This window comes from Pseudomonas sp. NPDC098740 (assembly GCF_044760065.1).
GTDB classification, from domain to species: Bacteria; Pseudomonadota; Gammaproteobacteria; order Pseudomonadales; family Pseudomonadaceae; genus Aquipseudomonas; species Aquipseudomonas rossensis.
On sequence record NZ_JBIWAM010000016.1, the window covers coordinates 27,332 to 42,657 of the forward strand.

Annotated in this window: 14 protein-coding genes; 5 read left to right on the forward strand and 9 right to left on the reverse strand. The window is 61.8% G+C overall.

From position 1 onward, the window contains the following. Positions 1 to 9: 9 nt before the first annotated feature. Positions 10 to 4,320, reverse strand: a complete 4,311-nt coding sequence (locus ACIQU2_RS19760; protein ID WP_403143472.1) for a DEAD/DEAH box helicase — start codon at positions 4,318 to 4,320, stop codon at positions 10 to 12. A 326-nt stretch (positions 4,321 to 4,646) separates the two neighbouring features. On the opposite strand from ACIQU2_RS19760, the gene ACIQU2_RS19765 reads away from it, so the two are divergent. Beyond that, complete coding sequence (locus ACIQU2_RS19765) at positions 4,647 to 5,531, forward strand: sugar nucleotide-binding protein (protein WP_046053235.1); 885 nt, start codon at positions 4,647 to 4,649, stop codon at positions 5,529 to 5,531. Beyond that, on the forward strand, positions 5,524 to 6,453 hold the full coding sequence (locus ACIQU2_RS19770) for an NAD-dependent epimerase/dehydratase family protein (RefSeq protein WP_347802933.1): 930 nt from the start codon (positions 5,524 to 5,526) through the stop codon (positions 6,451 to 6,453). Before ACIQU2_RS19765 ends, ACIQU2_RS19770 begins: the two co-directional genes overlap by 8 nt. 264 nt (positions 6,454 to 6,717) lie before the next feature. Here ACIQU2_RS19770 and ACIQU2_RS19775 read toward each other — a convergent pair whose 3' ends face one another. The 5 genes from ACIQU2_RS19775 to ACIQU2_RS19795 form a co-directional block, all read right to left on the reverse strand. Further along, positions 6,718 to 7,416, reverse strand: a complete 699-nt coding sequence (locus ACIQU2_RS19775) for an OmpW family protein (protein WP_403143475.1) — start codon at positions 7,414 to 7,416, stop codon at positions 6,718 to 6,720. Between the two features lie 247 nt (positions 7,417 to 7,663). Beyond that, positions 7,664 to 8,182, reverse strand: coding sequence for a DUF3299 domain-containing protein (locus ACIQU2_RS19780; protein WP_347806349.1), 519 nt, complete (start codon positions 8,180 to 8,182; stop codon positions 7,664 to 7,666). Between the two features lie 11 nt (positions 8,183 to 8,193). Then, positions 8,194 to 9,459 carry an ABC transporter permease gene (locus ACIQU2_RS19785; RefSeq protein ID WP_347806350.1) on the reverse strand — a complete coding sequence of 422 codons (1,266 nt, stop codon included), beginning with the start codon at positions 9,457 to 9,459 and terminating at the stop codon, positions 8,194 to 8,196. A 1-nt stretch (position 9,460) separates the two neighbouring features. After that, positions 9,461 to 10,171 carry an ABC transporter ATP-binding protein gene (locus ACIQU2_RS19790; RefSeq protein ID WP_403143477.1) on the reverse strand — a complete coding sequence of 237 codons (711 nt, stop codon included), beginning with the start codon at positions 10,169 to 10,171 and terminating at the stop codon, positions 9,461 to 9,463. Between the two features lie 137 nt (positions 10,172 to 10,308). After that, positions 10,309 to 10,887 (reverse strand): DUF2796 domain-containing protein, encoded by a 579-nt coding sequence (locus ACIQU2_RS19795; RefSeq protein ID WP_403143479.1) that lies wholly within the window; start codon positions 10,885 to 10,887, stop codon positions 10,309 to 10,311. A gap of 135 nt (positions 10,888 to 11,022) precedes the next feature. Here ACIQU2_RS19795 and ACIQU2_RS19800 point away from each other — a divergent pair, with 135 nt between their 5' ends. Next, positions 11,023 to 11,364, forward strand: coding sequence for a hypothetical protein (locus ACIQU2_RS19800; protein WP_347806353.1), 342 nt, complete (start codon positions 11,023 to 11,025; stop codon positions 11,362 to 11,364). Between the two features lie 102 nt (positions 11,365 to 11,466). Here ACIQU2_RS19800 and trxA read toward each other — a convergent pair whose 3' ends face one another. The 3 genes from trxA to ACIQU2_RS19815 all read right to left on the reverse strand — a co-directional run bounded on the left by trxA (position 11,467) and on the right by ACIQU2_RS19815 (position 13,594). Then, a complete protein-coding gene (gene trxA, locus ACIQU2_RS19805) occupies positions 11,467 to 12,339 on the reverse strand; it encodes a thioredoxin (RefSeq protein ID WP_403143481.1) in 873 nt (290 codons plus the stop codon). A gap of 137 nt (positions 12,340 to 12,476) precedes the next feature. Beyond that, positions 12,477 to 13,133, reverse strand: a complete 657-nt coding sequence (locus ACIQU2_RS19810) for a class I SAM-dependent methyltransferase (RefSeq protein ID WP_403143483.1) — start codon at positions 13,131 to 13,133, stop codon at positions 12,477 to 12,479. Then, positions 13,130 to 13,594, reverse strand: a complete 465-nt coding sequence (locus tag ACIQU2_RS19815) for a YbaY family lipoprotein (RefSeq protein WP_309676402.1) — start codon at positions 13,592 to 13,594, stop codon at positions 13,130 to 13,132. Before ACIQU2_RS19815 ends, ACIQU2_RS19810 begins: the two co-directional genes overlap by 4 nt. 128 nt (positions 13,595 to 13,722) lie before the next feature. Here ACIQU2_RS19815 and nrdR point away from each other — a divergent pair, with 128 nt between their 5' ends. Beyond that, positions 13,723 to 14,187 (forward strand): transcriptional regulator NrdR, encoded by a 465-nt coding sequence (gene nrdR / locus ACIQU2_RS19820; RefSeq protein ID WP_003228656.1) that lies wholly within the window; start codon positions 13,723 to 13,725, stop codon positions 14,185 to 14,187. Further along, on the forward strand, positions 14,184 to 15,317 hold the full coding sequence (gene ribD, locus ACIQU2_RS19825) for a bifunctional diaminohydroxyphosphoribosylaminopyrimidine deaminase/5-amino-6-(5-phosphoribosylamino)uracil reductase RibD (protein ID WP_347805390.1): 1,134 nt from the start codon (positions 14,184 to 14,186) through the stop codon (positions 15,315 to 15,317). The genes nrdR and ribD overlap by 4 nt, the downstream gene beginning before the upstream one ends. The last annotated feature ends 9 nt before the right edge of the window (positions 15,318 to 15,326 follow it).

The following is a 15,326-nucleotide window of genomic DNA, read 5'->3' on the forward strand; positions in this document are numbered from 1 at the left end:
CCGACAACATCAATGCCGGATCAATTTGTTGTGCAGTTCGGCAGTTGATTGCTGATCCAGCTCCAGCCAGTAAATCTGCTTGCCGGCAATCTCGGCAGCCGCCGGCACCCCATCGCGATACACCAGCCGATTACTCGCCAATGCCGGTACTTTTGCACCCGGTAAAAGCGTCCCGGCGAGGTTCAGCGGATCAACCCCGCACACGGCAATCAAACTCCCGTCATGCGGCCGTCGCCGCACTTCGCGCAGTAATGGAATGGCCTCGGGCAACGCAAACTGTTCACCCGCCAAGCCACTGACAAACCGCCCGCCGCGGATCTCGCCTCGAGCTTCCAGGCGATGGAAAGTGCGCAGCAATTCCCGCCAGCTCGGCAGCCAATCCGCTTCACGTTCCAGCAAGCGCCAGAACACCACGCCGTAGCGCCGGAGCAAGGTCATGGCGATATGTTCAAGGGTGTCGGTCGGCGTCGGTGCCGGACGTCTGTTATCCACAGCCGGAGCTTGCGCGCCGCGTCGCAGCAAGGCCCAGCGCCCGGCATCGTCCATCCCGCCGACAAACGCTCCGCGCCCGCGTCTGCGATTCTGGCGTTTGCTGGCCGGCGTAATCAGTGCTCGCAGACCGGCGAAGCTGTCGGCGTTCACCAGCCCGGCGCCTACGAGTTCCTGCAAGGCGATTTCCAGTTCCGAGCGCAGCAGGTGGGCTTCGTGAGTCAGCTCATCAAAAAACAGCGCGCCGTGTTGGCTGAGTGCTTCGTAGACTTTTTGCGTCTTGGGCGACAGCTCGCTGACCGGCGTCTGCTCGGTCAACCCGCTCCATAACCCGACCTGACTGCGCGGCAGCAGCAGAATCGGTGTGCTGCGCAGCGCCGTGTTGGCGCTCTTGTTGCGCGCGGTCAGGCGTGTCCACACCAGTTTGCCGCTGCGGCACAGGTCATCCAGCCAACTCGCTGAATAGCCTTTGATCCGCGCCGGCAAAATATCGCTGTCCCAGGCTGAAGCGGCGGCGGGGTAGCCTTCGAACTGACCAACTATCGCGGGCAATACTGCGCTGCCCTGACCCTGGGTTGCGGCGGACAGATGCTGCCAGTCGAACAGGAAACGCATGAAATCCTGCAACGCCACGGGCTCGATTTCCCGCCGCAGACGCTTGACGGTGTAGCGGTGAATCCGCGCCAGCAGGTGCCGCTCGCACCATTCTTCCTCCGCCGTGCCGGGCGTGAATTGACCGCGCAGCACATAGCCTTCGCGTTCCAGTTGCGCCAACGCCTGGGTGACTTGAGTCGCCGGTAAACCGAGCGGTTCGGCAATCGCGTTCAGCGGCAACGGACCGAATGCGCTGAGCCGCGCACGAATCACTTCCAGCACCGCTTCGTCCGGCGCCCAGACTTCATCGAACCCGGGCAACGCCTCCAACGGTGGCTGCAAAATCGCCTGTGGATAAATCGCCTGCAGGCAAGTCAGCCGCTCCAGTGCCAACCATAGCGCTTGCCCGGCATTGACTTGCAAGCGGCTGGCGCGACCGCTGTCGGCCAGGGCGTTCAGCCAATCGAGCCAGTCTGGATGGGCCTGGGCCTCGACGTCGCTGATGCACGCGAGGCTCATCAACGCCTCATGCATTTCATCGACGCCAGTCGGCGTTGGCCAGGCTTCCTCGCGCACCGCTTGAATCGCGTCCGCATCCAGCGCACCGAGGTCGTCGGTGGACTGCGGATCGCTCCAGCGACGGTTGAGTACCGCTTGAGTGCGGCGCTCTTCCAGAGGCGCATCGTCGAGAAAGGTGTAGGGCCGGGCACTGAGAATTTCCGCTGCCAGCGGCGAGGGCGCCGGCAGGTCGCGGCTGATCAGGCGGATGTCACCGCGCTCCATACGCCGCAACAACGCCAGCCAGCCTTCGCTGTCCATGGCTTCGTGCAGGCAATCGTCGAGGGTTTGCTCCACCAGTGGATGGTCGGGAATTTCCCGTTCGCCGGCGAGGTTTTCCACGCAGGCAATCTGATCGGGAAATACGCTGGCAATCAGGTCTTCGCTTTTCATCCGCTGGATCTGCGGCGGGACTTTGCGTCCGCCACTGTAGCGCGGCAACGCCAGCGCGACCCCGGCATTCCAGCGCCAGCGCACACCGAACAGCGGCGCATCGAGCACGGCTTGAATCAGGGTGTGCTCGGCACTGTTGCTGTGCAAATAACGCCAGACGTCATCGAGTTCAAAACTGTGGCTGGTGGACAGCGACAGGACGATGGCGTCTTCGCTGGCGGCTGCCTGCAATTCGAAGTTGAAGGTGCGGCAGAAGCGCTTGCGCAGGGCCAGGCCCCAGGCGCGGTTGATGCGGCTACCGAACGGCGTGTGGATGATCAGTTGCGTGCCGCCGGACTCGTCGAAAAACCGCTCCATCAGTAGTGTGTCTTGTGACGGCAAGGCGCCGAGGGTCAAGCGCGCACGGGCCAGGTAATCGACCAATTGTTCGGCACTGGCCAGGTTCAGACCGAGGGTCTTGGTCAGCCAGTCGATTGCGGGCTGCAAGTGACCGGGTGTGGCGCCGAGCAGCTCATCGAGTTGCGCTTGCAGGCGGGCCACGGCAAACGACAGTTCTGCGCTGCGCCCCGGTGCTTCGCCGAGCCAGAATGGAATGGTCGGCGGTTGGCCCTGCGCGTCTTCGACCCGGACCTTGCCGGTTTCGACCCGCAGAATCCGGTAGGAAGTGTTGCCCAATTGGAAGACATCCCCCGCGATGCTTTCCACCGCAAAGTCTTCGTTGACGCTGCCGATGTTCAGCCCTTGGGGTTCGAGTAAAACGCTGTAGTCGGCGTTGTCCGGGATCGTCCCGCCGCTGGTCAAGGCCGTCAGCTTGGCGCCCCGACGACCGCGCAGGGTGCGGGTCACGGCGTCGCGGTGCAGGTAAGCGCTCCGGATGCCCAAGCGACCGTTGTAGCCTTCGGCGAGCATCTGCAGCAGCGCTTGATAGTGTTTTTCGTCGAGTTCGCTGTAGGGCGAGGCGTTGCGGAACATCTCCAGCAGCGCCTGCTCCTGCCATTCCTGGCAACTGACCTCGGCGATGATTTGTTGCGCGAGGACATCCAGCGGTGCCTTGGGGATCAGCAAGGTGTCGAGTTCGCCGCGCCGCACGCAGTCGAGCAGTGCAGCGCATTCGATCAGGTCGTCGCGGGTGGTGGCGAACAAGCGGCCCTTGGGCGTGCCGCCGACCTGGTGCCCGGAGCGGCCGACCCGTTGCAGAAACCCGGCGATCGAGCGTGGCGAGGCAATCTGGCAGACCAGGTCGACATCGCCGATATCGATCCCCAGTTCCAGGGACGCCGTGGCGATCAGCACTTGCAGCTCGCCGCGCTTGAGCCGCTGTTCGGCGTCGAGACGAAACTCCTTGGCCAGGCTGCCGTGGTGGGCGGCGACGGCTTCTTTGCCGAGACGCTCGCTCAAGTGACGGCTCAGGCGTTCGGCGAGTCGTCGGGTGTTGACGAAAATCAGCGTGGTGCGGTGTTCGCGGGCGAGGGCGGCAAGGCGGTCGTAGACCAGTTCCCAGACGTCATTGGCCATCACCGCCGACAACGGCACGGCCGGCACTTCGATGTCCAGATCCCGCGGGCGGGCGTGGCCGATGTCGATGATTTCGCACGCGCGATCACAGCCAACCAGAAATTGCGAGACGGCTTCGATGGGTTTTTGCGTGGCAGACAGGCCGATCCGCATCAGCGGTTCCGCGCACAACGCTTGCAGTCGCTCGAGGCTCAGGGCCAGGTGACTGCCGCGCTTGCTGGCGGCGATCGCGTGAATTTCGTCGACGATCACCGTGCGGGCGGTGCTGAGCATTTGTCGGCCGGAGTCGGAGCCGAGCAGCACGTAAAGGGATTCCGGGGTGGTCACCAGGATATGCGGCGCGGTCTTGCGCATCGCCGAGCGGTCTTTTTGCGGCGTATCGCCGGTGCGCACGGCGGTGTTGATCTGCAATTGCGGCAGGCCCATCTCGCGTAACTGCTCGGTGATGCCGGCCAACGGGTCTTGCAGGTTGATCTGGATGTCGTTGGACAGGGCCTTTAGCGGCGAAACGTAGACCACCAGGGTTTCATCCGGCAGATGGCCGCCGTTGGCCAATCCGCGGTGGACCAGGTCGTCGATGACCGCGAGGAACGCGGTGAGGGTCTTGCCGGAGCCAGTGGGGGCGGCGACCAGGGTCGAACGGTGCTGGCGGATCAACGGCCACGCCCGGGCCTGGGCGGCGGTGACCGTCGGGAAGGTGCTGCTGAACCAGGCGCTGACGGCGGGGTGGAAGCCTGCCAGGGCGCTGTCCGTCGGGATTGGCAGATTCATGCAGCAATTTATGCGGGCGGGGGGCTGAAGATGCAAGTACCGCTCAAGACCTTCGCTGGTCTTCAGGGCCCCATCGCGGGCAAGCCCGCTCCCACAGGGATTCTTCTGTGAATACAAAATTTGTGGACAACAGAGAACACTGTGGGAGCGAGCCTGCTCGCGAAGGGGCCGGTGCCGGCACCGCAAAACTCAGGCAACTACACTTTACGGATGACGGTTGCGCACTAAACCCGCAAAATGCAACGATTCCGGCAACTATCGACGGCATTGCCCGCGAGCGGTGTCGATAAAGCCATTGTTTCAATCAGACTGGGCCTGCTGACTCTATGCGAATGCGCCTTATGTTACTGGGCGGCGGAAATGCCCTTGGGCAGGCGCTGATTCGCCTCGGTGCGGAGGAAGACATCGGCTTCCTCGCCCCCCGCCCACCGCAAGACGGCTGGGACGCCGCGACCCTGACGCAACTGCTCGACGACACCCGTCCGGACGCGTTGATCAACCTCGCCTATTACTTCGACTGGTTTCAGGCGGAGACGGTCAGCGAACAGCGTCTGGCCGGGCAGGAGCGGGCGATCGAGCGTCTGGCCGAACTGTGCCAGCATCACAACATCGTGCTGCTGCAACCGTCGAGCTATCGCGTGTTCGATGGTTCCAGGGCGACGGCCTACAGCGAAAAAGACGAACCGGTGCCCTTGGGCCTGCGCGGTCAGGCCTTGTGGCGGATCGAGCAAAGCGTCCGCGCCACTTGCCCGCAACACGTGTTGCTGCGATTCGGCTGGCTGCTGGATGACAGCCCCGACGGCACCCTCGGTCGTTTCCTCGGCCGCGCCGAACTACCGGAAGAATTGCTGATGGCCGACGACCGTCGGGGCAATCCGACGCCGGTGGATGACGCCGCGCGGGTGATCATCTCGGTCCTCAAGCAACTCGATTGCTCGGCGCCGCTGTGGGGCACCTACCATTACGCCGGGCATGAGGCGACCACGCCGCTGGCACTTGGGCAGGCGATCCTCACCGAAGCACGTGCCCTGCATCCGCTGGCCATCGAAGCGCCGACCGCCCAGGCTCACGCCGCGCGCCCGGACGCCGCCGAAGAGCCGCAACACGCGGTGCTGGCCTGCAAGAAAATTCTGCACACTTTCGGGATCAAGCCCCGCGCCTGGCGTGCGGCACTCCCGGGCTTACTGGATAGGTTTTATCGCCATGGCTGACGGCCCTGTTTTAATCACCGGCGGCGCCGGTTTCATCGGCTCGCACCTCACCGATGCCTTGCTCGCCAAGGGCCATTCGGTGCGCATTCTCGATGACCTCTCCACCGGCAAACGCAGCAACTTGCCGCTGGACAATCCCGGCGTCGAACTGATCGTGGGCGATGTCGCCGATGCCGCGCTGGTAGCGCGGGCGATGGTCGGTTGCAGCGCTGTGGCGCACCTGGCCGCAGTGGCGTCGGTGCAGGCGTCGGTGGATGATCCGGTGAAGACCCACCAGAGCAATTTCATTGGTTCGCTGAATGTCTGTGAAGCCATGCGCCAGGGCGGCGTAAAACGGGTGCTGTATGCGTCCAGTGCAGCGGTCTACGGCAACAATGGCGAAGGCGAGTCGATCGACGAAGACACGCCCAAAGCACCGTTAACGCCCTACGCGTCGGACAAATTGGCGAGCGAGCATTACTTCGATTTTTACCGTCGCCAGCATGGTCTGGAGCCGGTGATTTTCCGTTTCTTCAACATCTTCGGCCCGCGCCAGGATCCGTCCTCGCCGTACTCCGGGGTGATCAGCATTTTCAGCGAGCGCGCGCAGAAGGGCCTGCCGATCACGGTGTTCGGTGACGGTGAGCAGACTCGCGATTTCGTCTATGTTGAAGACCTGGTCGACTTGCTGGTGCAAGCCATCGAGAAACCGCAGGTCGAAGTCGGCGCGGTCAACGTCGGCTGGAACCAGGCCACGACCCTCAAGCAAATGCTTGAAGCCCTTGAAACGGTGGTCGGTCAATTGCCGCCGGTAAGCTATGGCCCGGCGCGCTCCGGTGACATCCGCCACTCGCGAGCGAACAATCAGCGTTTGCTGGAGCGCTTTACCTACCCGGAGCAGACACCGATGCGTGTCGGCCTGGCGCGGTTGTTGGGGCGCTGAGGTTTTCCTCGGCCATGAAAAAGGCGCCTGTAGAGGCTAATGCCGGTCAGTTAAGGAACGACACAATCCGTAGCAGCTGGCGAAGCCTGCGTTCGGCTGCGCAGCAGTCGTAAAACCTGAGTTTGCGGTCTTCCTGAAACACCGCATCGTCTGATTTCACGACTGCTTTGCAGCCGAACGCAGGCTTCGCCAGCTGCTACGGATCGCGTTTTGGCTTAACTGATCGGCATTAGCTTTTCGAGGCGCCTTTTTTGTGCGGCAATTTTAGAACTTGTAACCCAGGCCCACCATGTAGATGAACGGGTCTACGTCCACATCGACCTTGGCGCGAGTGCCCTGTGCCACTGCGTTATTTTGCACGGTCGCGGTGGTGTCGATGTCGATGTAGCGCACCTGGGCGTTGATCATGATGTTGTCGGTCAGCATGTAATCGGCGCCGACCTGGAACGCCATGCCCCAGGAGTTATCCGCCTTGAAGTTGCTGAAACCGTTGGCGCTGGCTTCGCTGCCAACGTGCTCGTCGTAGATCCAGGTGTAGTTGATACCGGCGCCGACATACGGCTGGAACGCGGACTTGGAGTCCAGTGGGTAGTACACAACGCTCAGCGTCGGTGGCAGGTGTTTCAGCGTACCGAGTTTGCCGTTGGCCGCGCCGAGGGCAGTGCCTTTGATCTTCACGTCATGCTCGAACGGCGAGGCCGCCAGCAGCTCGATCCCCCAGTGGCTGTTGAGCATGTAAGCGAAGTTCAGACCCAATTGCGTGTCGCTGCTCATGGTGGCCTTGCCACCCAGATCGGCACCCTTCAGCGGGCCTTGATCAACCTTGACGCTGGAGCTGTCGGCTTTCGGGTTGACGGTGATTGCACCGGCACGAACGATGATATCGCCGGCTTCGTGGGCGTAGGCTAACGGTGCTGCGAGCGCGAGGGCAAACAGCGAAGCGCAGAGCTTGGACTTGTGCATTGAGGGCTCCAAAGGACGTTAAAAATTTTTGATGTCCAATGGTACGGAGCCGCCTGATACGGTCTTTTGACTCAGCTCAATGAAACAGTGATGGCCCTGATTTTGTTGGCGCCTCTGATGGCCTCATCGCGAGCAATCGAGCGTCGACCGGCTGCTCCCACATTTGATCTGTGCATCAACACAAATCCCCTGTGGGAGCGAGCTTGCTCGCGATGGCTATCTAACAAACAACACAGAACTCCCGGGTTCACTCCGGCAATTCATACACATAAATCTTGTCCGCCTGCATCTGATACCCGGCATCCGCCAACTCGCTGGTCGACGCTTTAACCTGCAATGCACCTTCGATCCAGTACGGCTGATACAACTCGTCGAGCTTCACACCCACCTGGCTTTTGACGTGCACGATCTGGTTCGACGGCGGTGGCGGCACGTGGATGCAGGCGCCGAAATAAGGCACCAGCAGAAACTCCGTGGTGCGACCTTCTTCACTCACTTCCAGCGGCACGATGTAGCCCGGCAGCCGAATGTTCTGACCGTCGAGGCTTTTCACCACCGGCGCATTGGGCATGTCTTGCTTGGCCGCGGGTGCCGATTCAGCGGCCAACGCCTTGCCCATCTGTGACAGGTCGTGCAGCGGCGTCATGTTCGGCACTTCCGGTGCAGCGTCCGGCGGGATCATTTCCGACCAGGTCAGGTCTTTCGGCTCGGCCGCCCACAGGGGCAAGGCGACCAGCATCAACAGCGCAAGCACAGCACGGGGCATGTTCAACGTCCTCATAAACGGATCGACAGGCCATCGGCCAAAGATTGGCGATACGCGCGCCAGGCCGGCACGCTGCCCATCAGCAACGCGGCGATCAGGATGCCACCGAGCAGCGTCCATTCATATTCGCTCGGCCAGGCCAGCGGCAGGTACAAGCCGTAATTCGCCTGCACATAACCTTGAGCCAAGGCGATGCCCACATACAAAAGACATACCCCGGCAATCACGCCCGACAGTGCCAGGGCAAACGCCTCCAGCACCAGCAACGTCGCGATGTGCCACGGTCGGGCACCCACTGAACGCAGAATCGCCATCTCCCGACGGCGTTCGTTGAGGCTGGTGAGGATCGCCGTGAGCATGCCGATCAACCCGGTCAGCACCACGAACAGCGAGACCACGAACAAGGCTTTTTCCGCCGTGCTCATCAAACTCCACAGTTCTTGCAGCGCCACGCCCGGCAGGATCGCCAGCATCGGTTCACCCCGAAATTCGTTGATCTCACGCTGTAGCGCGAAGGTCGAAATCTTACTGTTGAGGCCGAGCATGAACGCCGTGATCGCTTGCGGCGTCAGGTCCATGTTACGCGCCTGATCGGCACTGATCCGTCCGTTGCCGCGCGCCGGCACGCCGTTGTGCCAGTCGATGTGAATCGCTTCCATACCGCCGAGGCTGATATGCAGCGTGCGGTCCACCGGGGTGCCGGTGCGTTTGAGAATGCCGACCACGGTGAACGGCTTGTCGTCGTGCTTGACCAGGCTGATCACCGCCACGCCGTGGGCCAGCACCAGTTTGTCGCCGAGTTTGTAGTGCAGCGCATCGGCCACTTCGGCACCGAGCACCACTTCAAACGGATCGGTGGCGAAGGCGCGGCCGTCGGCCAGTTCCAGGTGTTGCTGATGACCGTATTGATAGTGCTCGAAGTACGCCTCGGTGGTGCCCATCACCCGATAACCGCGATGGGAGTCGCCGAGGGACATCGGGATTGCCCACTTCACTTTCGGGTTGTTGGCGAAGTGCTCGAAGCTGTCCCAACGGATGTTGTTGGTGGCGTTGCCGATGCGGAACACCGAGTACAGCAACAGGTTCACCGAACCGGAACGTGCGCCGACGATCAGGTCGGTGCCGCTGATGGTGCTGGCGAAACTGGCCTTGGCTTCGGTGCGCACGCGCTCCACGGCTAGCAGCAGGCAGACCGACAGGGCAATGGCGAACGCGGTGAGGATCGCCGTGAAGCGGCGGTTAGCCAGGCTGGCCATGGCTAGACGAAACAAATACATCTCAGACCTCGGACGGGGTGGCGGCGCGATTGAGATCGGCCAGCGACAGGTGGCGATCGAACAGCGGTGCCAGGCTCTGGTCATGGCTGACGAACAGCAGGCTCGATCCGGCTTCGCGGCATTCGGCGAACAGCAAGCGAATGAAATTCTCGCGGGCGTCGTAATCCAGGGCCGAAGTCGGTTCGTCGGCGATCACCAATTCAGGCTGACCGATCAACGCGCGCGCAGCGGCAACCCGTTGCTGCTGGCCGATGGACAGCGAATCGGCGCGGCGGCTGAGGATGCTTTCATCCTTCAGACCCAGGTGGGCGAGGAGGGTGGCCGCCGCCTGATCGACGCTGCCATGGCGCAGGATCGCCCGTTCCGCGCGCAGCTTGGAAAAGTGGCAGGGCAACTCAACGTTCTCGCGCACCGAGAGAAACGGCAGCAAGTTGAACTGCTGGAAGATGTAGCCGGTGTGATCGACCCGGAAATGGTCGCGGGCACCGGCCGAAAGTTCGGTCAGTTCCTGGCCCAGCAATCGGATGCTGCCGCGATTGGGCTTCTGCACACCACCGAGCAGGCCGAGCAGGGTGGTCTTTCCGCTGCCGCTGGGGCCTTTGAGGAACAGGGTTTCCCCAGGCTCCAGGCGAAACGCCGGGATATCCAGCAGCGGCGGATGACCGGGCCAACTGAAGCCCAGGTCGGACAGTTCGATGAGTGCTTGGGTCATAGCGCCGATTTCATTGTTTTGATGACCTGTAGGAGCTGTCGAGTGCAACGAGGCTGCGATCTTTTGATCTTGATCTTTAACGTCAAAAGATCGCAGCCTCGTTGCACTCGACAGCTCCTACAGGGGATCGGGTGAATTTAGAATTTCAGGGCGGCAGCCTTGGCCGTCACTTCTACACCTTGCTGCCCGCTCGGGCTGATCAGTTGTACCTGAATCTTCTGGGTCGCCGGGAAGGTGTTGAAGATGTTCGCCAGGTCCAGGGTTTTCAGTGCGCCCGGTGCCGAGCAGCTGAATTGATAATGAGCGTGGATTTCGCTGTGGTCGTGGTGATGTTCGCCCTTGGCCTCTTCGTCGTGATCATCATCGGCATCCGGCTTGCCGCCGAACAACGGGCTTTCCAGTTCCTGTGTCGCGACCACGCAACCAGCGGCTTTCGGCAGGTTGAACAGCACCAGCGGTTTCTCCAGCTGCGCACGAACGGCGGCGACTTTGGCCTTGTCGGCGTCGGCGACAGCGGCGTGTTCGAAACCCACCAGGTTCATCGCCGGGCTTTCCAGTTCCAGCTCCAGGGTCTGACCGTCCAGCGCTGCGTTCAGGCGACCGACACCATGTTCGTGGGCGCCGAGGCTGCCGTGCTCATGATCATGTTCATCAGCGGCGTGGGCGACGGCCAGCGGCAACAGGGCAAACGGCAGAGCGAGAAGCAGACGGCGCATGGCGGGTCTCCGAAAAGTAAAATGAAGAGTTTGTTATGTAATCTTATAACGTAAGTGCCGAGAGTTTGACCGCCTGCTTGGCGTTGCACAAGTCCCATGGGAGCATGCAAGTCAGAAATGTGCAGGAGCAGACTTATGTTGCGTATACGCGGAAGCATCGGCGACTGGCCGGTGGATTTGACGCTGGAGATGGATGACGGCGACTGGGCGCGGCTCGGGGCGCAGTTGCAGGTGGTGAAGCCCGAAGCCAGTGCAGCGCCGGCAAAACCGATCAATCAGGATGATGCACTGTGGCAGATCGCCAAGGATTTGCTGCGCAAGGCCGGGCAATTGAGCGGGCCGGATTTGCTGGATCAGTTGGAAGGTCTGACCGGCAGCGCGGCGTCGGGCAAACGCTTGCTGGTGCGTTTGCGCCACTGCTCTGATGTGAAGGTGACGAGCGGCGGGGATACGCCGCTCTACAGATGGATCGAGTAAAACGCAAAGATCGCAGCCTCGCTTCGCTCGACAGCTCCTACAGGGAAACAAGATCCCATGTAGGAGCTGTCGAGTGAAACGAGGCTGCGATCTTTTGATCTTTCAATAAAGAGCAGCAAACAACTTGCGGCGGTACGTGGTCACCAGTGGATGATCGTTGCCCAGCAGTTCGAACACCTGCAGCAAGGTCTTGTGCGGCAGGCCTTCGCTGTAGCTGCGATTGCGCACGAACAGCTTGAGCAACGCATCCAGCGCCGCATCGTACTGCTGACGGGCCAGTTGCTGGATCGCCAGCTGATAAACCGCTTCATCGTCCTGCGGATTTTTTGCCAGACGCGCTTTCAGGTCTGCCACATCCGGCAAATCCTTGGCTTGGCCGAGAAACTGGATCTGCGCCTTGGCGCCGGCGAGGGCGGCCTTGTGCTCATCGCTCTTGACTGCGTCGAGCACGGTTTGCGCTTCGCTCAACTCGCCACGTTCGGTGAGGCAGCGGGCGTAGAGAATCAGCGCCTTGGCATTGGTGTTGTCTTCGCCCAGCAGCACTTTCAGTGTGGCTTCGGCGTCGGCAAAGCGGTTGTCATCAAACAGCGCCTGAGCCTGTTCGAACGGGTCGGAAGCAGCCGGTGGCGGTATTTGCACGTGAGGTTCGAGCATTGCGCGTACCGCAGATTCAGGCTGTGCACCGGCGAAACCATCCACCGGCTGACCGTCCTTGAACAGCACCACCGTCGGCAGGCTGCGAATGCCGAAGCGCGAAACGATGTCCGGCTCGACGTCACAGTTGACCTTGGCCAGCAACAACTCGCCCTGATAGCTCTCGGCGATGGTTTGCAGCATCGGCATCAAGGCCTTGCACGGCGCACACCATTCGGCCCAGAAATCCACCAGCACCGGTTTGTGGAAAGAGTTCTCGATCACCGACTGCTCGAAATCGGCAGTCGTGGCGTCGAAGATGTACGGCGTTTCCTGACTCATGGGGGATCTCTTGGAAGCGTGAATCTGCTCACTATAAGGGCTGGCGCAAAAGATCGCAGCCTTCGGCAGCTCCTACAGGATCGGGTTCGCACTCGGTCAATGTAGGAACTGCCGCAGGCTGCGATCTTTTAGCGGCTTCAAACGCGCCGCGCATGGTAGAGGCTCACATGCCGAAACTCTTCGGGCTCGGCCAGATCGGGCAAGGTCATCGCTTCCAGCATCTCGATGCGTTGATACAACGGGTGGCGAAAATCCCTCACGCGCGAATCGGCCACCAGGGCTTGCTGGCCGCGACTCAGGAATTCATCGAGCAACGGCAGATTCGCCCGGTCGTACAGCACGTCGGCCACCAGAATCAGATCAAAGCGATCCGCTTCGGCGAAAAAATCCGTCGAGTAGTTGAGGTGTACGTCATTGAGTTCGGCATTCGCCCGACACGCGGCAATCGCCAGCGGGTCCAGGTCACAAGCCACCACTTCCAGCGCTCCGGCCTTGACTGCCGCGATCCCCGCCACCCCGGAACCCGCACCGAAATCCAGCACCCGTTTGCCTTTGACCCACTCAGGGAACTCGGCGAGATAGCGGGCCACCGCCAGCCCACTGGCCCAGCAAAAACTCCAATAAGGCGGCTCATGGAGTATTCGCCGAGTTTCTTCCGGGCTGAACGCGCGGTCCATGTTGTCGCCGTCGATCAGCCAAAGCTTCAGGTCGGTATCGGGTAATTCACAGGCAACCAGCTGCGCATCACCGAGCAGTTCCCCTAACGCCTGTTGCAGGTCGAACGGTGCAGTCATGGCGCTTTGACGAATTGCAGCTGACCCAGCACTTGCGTCGTTGGCTGGCTGATGACTTGCGACGGCAGGTGCAAAATCAGCTGGCCGGACTGGCTGGCGCGGCCGCGCAGTTCAACGCGGGCGCCGACCGGAAAGGATTCCGGGTTGAAGCGCAGGTGGAACGGTAGAATCTGATTGGTGCCGATCAGGCTGGAACTGGCGAGCAATTGTTGCGGGCGGTCCTTGTCGTCGATCACCAGCAGCGCCAGTTCGACTTCGGCACCGGCCGGCACGCCTTGCAGGGTGCCGCTCAATTCACGCTGATACGCGGGCAGCGGGCCGAGGTTGGCCGATTCCTTGGCTTTCTTCTGTGCCTGTTGTGGTGCGGGGCCTGGCGTCGGCGGCTGGGGCTTGGGCGCATCGCTGCTGCAGGCCACCAGCAGGCTGAAAAGACTGAGCAAAACGAGCGGTCTTAGGGACATTTTCGGCTCCAGCAAGGTGAAATCCATGGATCTAGCTTTATAGCCCGTCTGTATACCGCAAACCCTATGGCTTGTCTTGCCACGGGGATGCGCTACCATGGCCCTCCCTTTTTTTGTTGCCTGCCACCATGCACTGTCCCTTCTGCGGTGCCAACGACACCAAGGTCATCGACTCGCGTCTGGTCGCCGAGGGCGAACAGGTACGCCGCCGGCGTGAATGCCTGGCCTGCGGCGAGCGTTTCACGACGTTCGAGACGGCCGAACTGGTGTTGCCGCGCCTGATCAAAACCGACGGCAGCCGCCAGCCGTTCGACGAAGAAAAGCTCCGCGCCGGTATGCAGCGTGCGCTGGAGAAGCGCCCGGTGAGTGTCGAACGCCTGGAATCGTCGTTGGTGCACATCAAACACAAACTGCGCGCCACTGGTGAGCGAGAGGTCAAATCCCTTGTCGTCGGTGAACTGGTGATGGCCGAGCTGCAAAAACTCGACGAAGTCGCCTACATTCGTTTCGCCTCCGTGTATCGGCGCTTCCAGGACCTCAACGAGTTCCGCGAAGAGATCGATCGCCTGGCCCGTGAGCCGGTGAAAGAATGACCACCTCTTCCGAACAAGCCATCCTCGACGCCCATTACATGGCCCGCGCGCTGGAACTGGCGCGCAAAGGTCATTACACGACCCACCCCAACCCTCGGGTTGGCTGCGTGATCGTGCGGGACGGGCAGATTGTCGGCGAAGGCTGGCACGTGCGCACCGGCGAACCCCACGCCGAAGTCCACGCCCTGCGCGCCGCCGGCGACAAGGCTCGAGGCGCCACCGCTTACGTGACCCTCGAACCTTGCAGCCACCACGGACGTACGCCGCCTTGTGCCGATGCGCTGGTACATGCGGGTGTGGCTCGGGTCGTCGCGGCGATGCAAGACCCGAATCCGTCGGTTGCCGGTCGTGGCATGCAGCGCCTGACCCAGGCCGGCATCGCTACCGAAAGCGGCGTGCTGGAAGGCGAAGCGCGCAAGCTCAATGAAGGTTTCCTCAAGCGCATGGAGCACGGCTTGCCGTTCGTGCGGGTCAAGTTGGCCATGAGCCTCGACGGTCGGACAGCGATGGAAAGCGGCGAAAGCCAATGGATCACAGGTACAGCGGCGCGTTCGGCGGTACAACGCTTGCGGGCCCAGGCCAGCGTGGTGCTGACCGGTGCCGACACGGTGCTGGCAGACAACGCCCGTCTCACCGTGCGTGCCGATGAGTTGGGCCTGGATCCTGAGCAAACGGCCCTGGCCATGAGCCGTCCGCCGCTTCGCGTGCTGATTGACGGCCGCCTGCGCGTGCCGCTGGACGCGCCGTTCTTCAAGGCCGGGCCTGCATTGGTCGCCACGTGCATGGCGATCGAGGAGCAATACGCCAACGGTCCGGAATGCCTGATCGTGGCGGGCGAGGATGGCTTGGTCGACCTGCGCAAACTGCTGATTGAACTGGCCAATCGCGGGGTCAACGAAGTGTTGGTCGAAGCGGGGCCGCGTCTGGCCGGGGCTTTTGCTCAGCAAGGGCTGGTCGACGAATTCCAGATTTTCATCGCAGGCAAGTTTTTAGGCTCCTCGGCACGGCCGCTGCTGGATTGGCCGCTCGCGCAAATGAAGGATGCGCCTGAACTCAAAATCACCGAAATTCGCGCGGTTGGCGATGACTGGCGAGTCATCGCCATTCCTTCGCCAGCGGCGAGCGTATAATTCCGGGCC

Bases quoted from the DNA above. Each gene is read 5' to 3' on its own strand.
- ribD (WP_347805390.1), top strand. From the start codon at position 14,184: ATGACCACCTCTTCCGAACAAGCCATCCTCGACGCCCATTACATGGCC.
- ACIQU2_RS19815 (WP_309676402.1), bottom strand. From the start codon at position 13,594: ATGTCCCTAAGACCGCTCGTTTTGCTCAGTCTTTTCAGCCTGCTGGTG.
- ACIQU2_RS19760 (WP_403143472.1), bottom strand. From the start codon at position 4,320: ATGAATCTGCCAATCCCGACGGACAGCGCCCTGGCAGGCTTCCACCCC.
- ACIQU2_RS19795 (WP_403143479.1), bottom strand. From the start codon at position 10,887: ATGCGCCGTCTGCTTCTCGCTCTGCCGTTTGCCCTGTTGCCGCTGGCC.
- trxA (WP_403143481.1), bottom strand. From the start codon at position 12,339: ATGAGTCAGGAAACGCCGTACATCTTCGACGCCACGACTGCCGATTTC.
- ACIQU2_RS19765 (WP_046053235.1), top strand. From the start codon at position 4,647: ATGCGAATGCGCCTTATGTTACTGGGCGGCGGAAATGCCCTTGGGCAG.
- ACIQU2_RS19785 (WP_347806350.1), bottom strand. From the start codon at position 9,459: ATGTATTTGTTTCGTCTAGCCATGGCCAGCCTGGCTAACCGCCGCTTC.
- ACIQU2_RS19790 (WP_403143477.1), bottom strand. From the start codon at position 10,171: ATGACCCAAGCACTCATCGAACTGTCCGACCTGGGCTTCAGTTGGCCC.
- ACIQU2_RS19770 (WP_347802933.1), top strand. From the start codon at position 5,524: ATGGCTGACGGCCCTGTTTTAATCACCGGCGGCGCCGGTTTCATCGGC.
- ACIQU2_RS19810 (WP_403143483.1), bottom strand. From the start codon at position 13,133: ATGACTGCACCGTTCGACCTGCAACAGGCGTTAGGGGAACTGCTCGGT.
- ACIQU2_RS19780 (WP_347806349.1), bottom strand. From the start codon at position 8,182: ATGCCCCGTGCTGTGCTTGCGCTGTTGATGCTGGTCGCCTTGCCCCTG.
- nrdR (WP_003228656.1), top strand. From the start codon at position 13,723: ATGCACTGTCCCTTCTGCGGTGCCAACGACACCAAGGTCATCGACTCG.
- ACIQU2_RS19775 (WP_403143475.1), bottom strand. From the start codon at position 7,416: ATGCACAAGTCCAAGCTCTGCGCTTCGCTGTTTGCCCTCGCGCTCGCA.
- ACIQU2_RS19800 (WP_347806353.1), top strand. From the start codon at position 11,023: ATGTTGCGTATACGCGGAAGCATCGGCGACTGGCCGGTGGATTTGACG.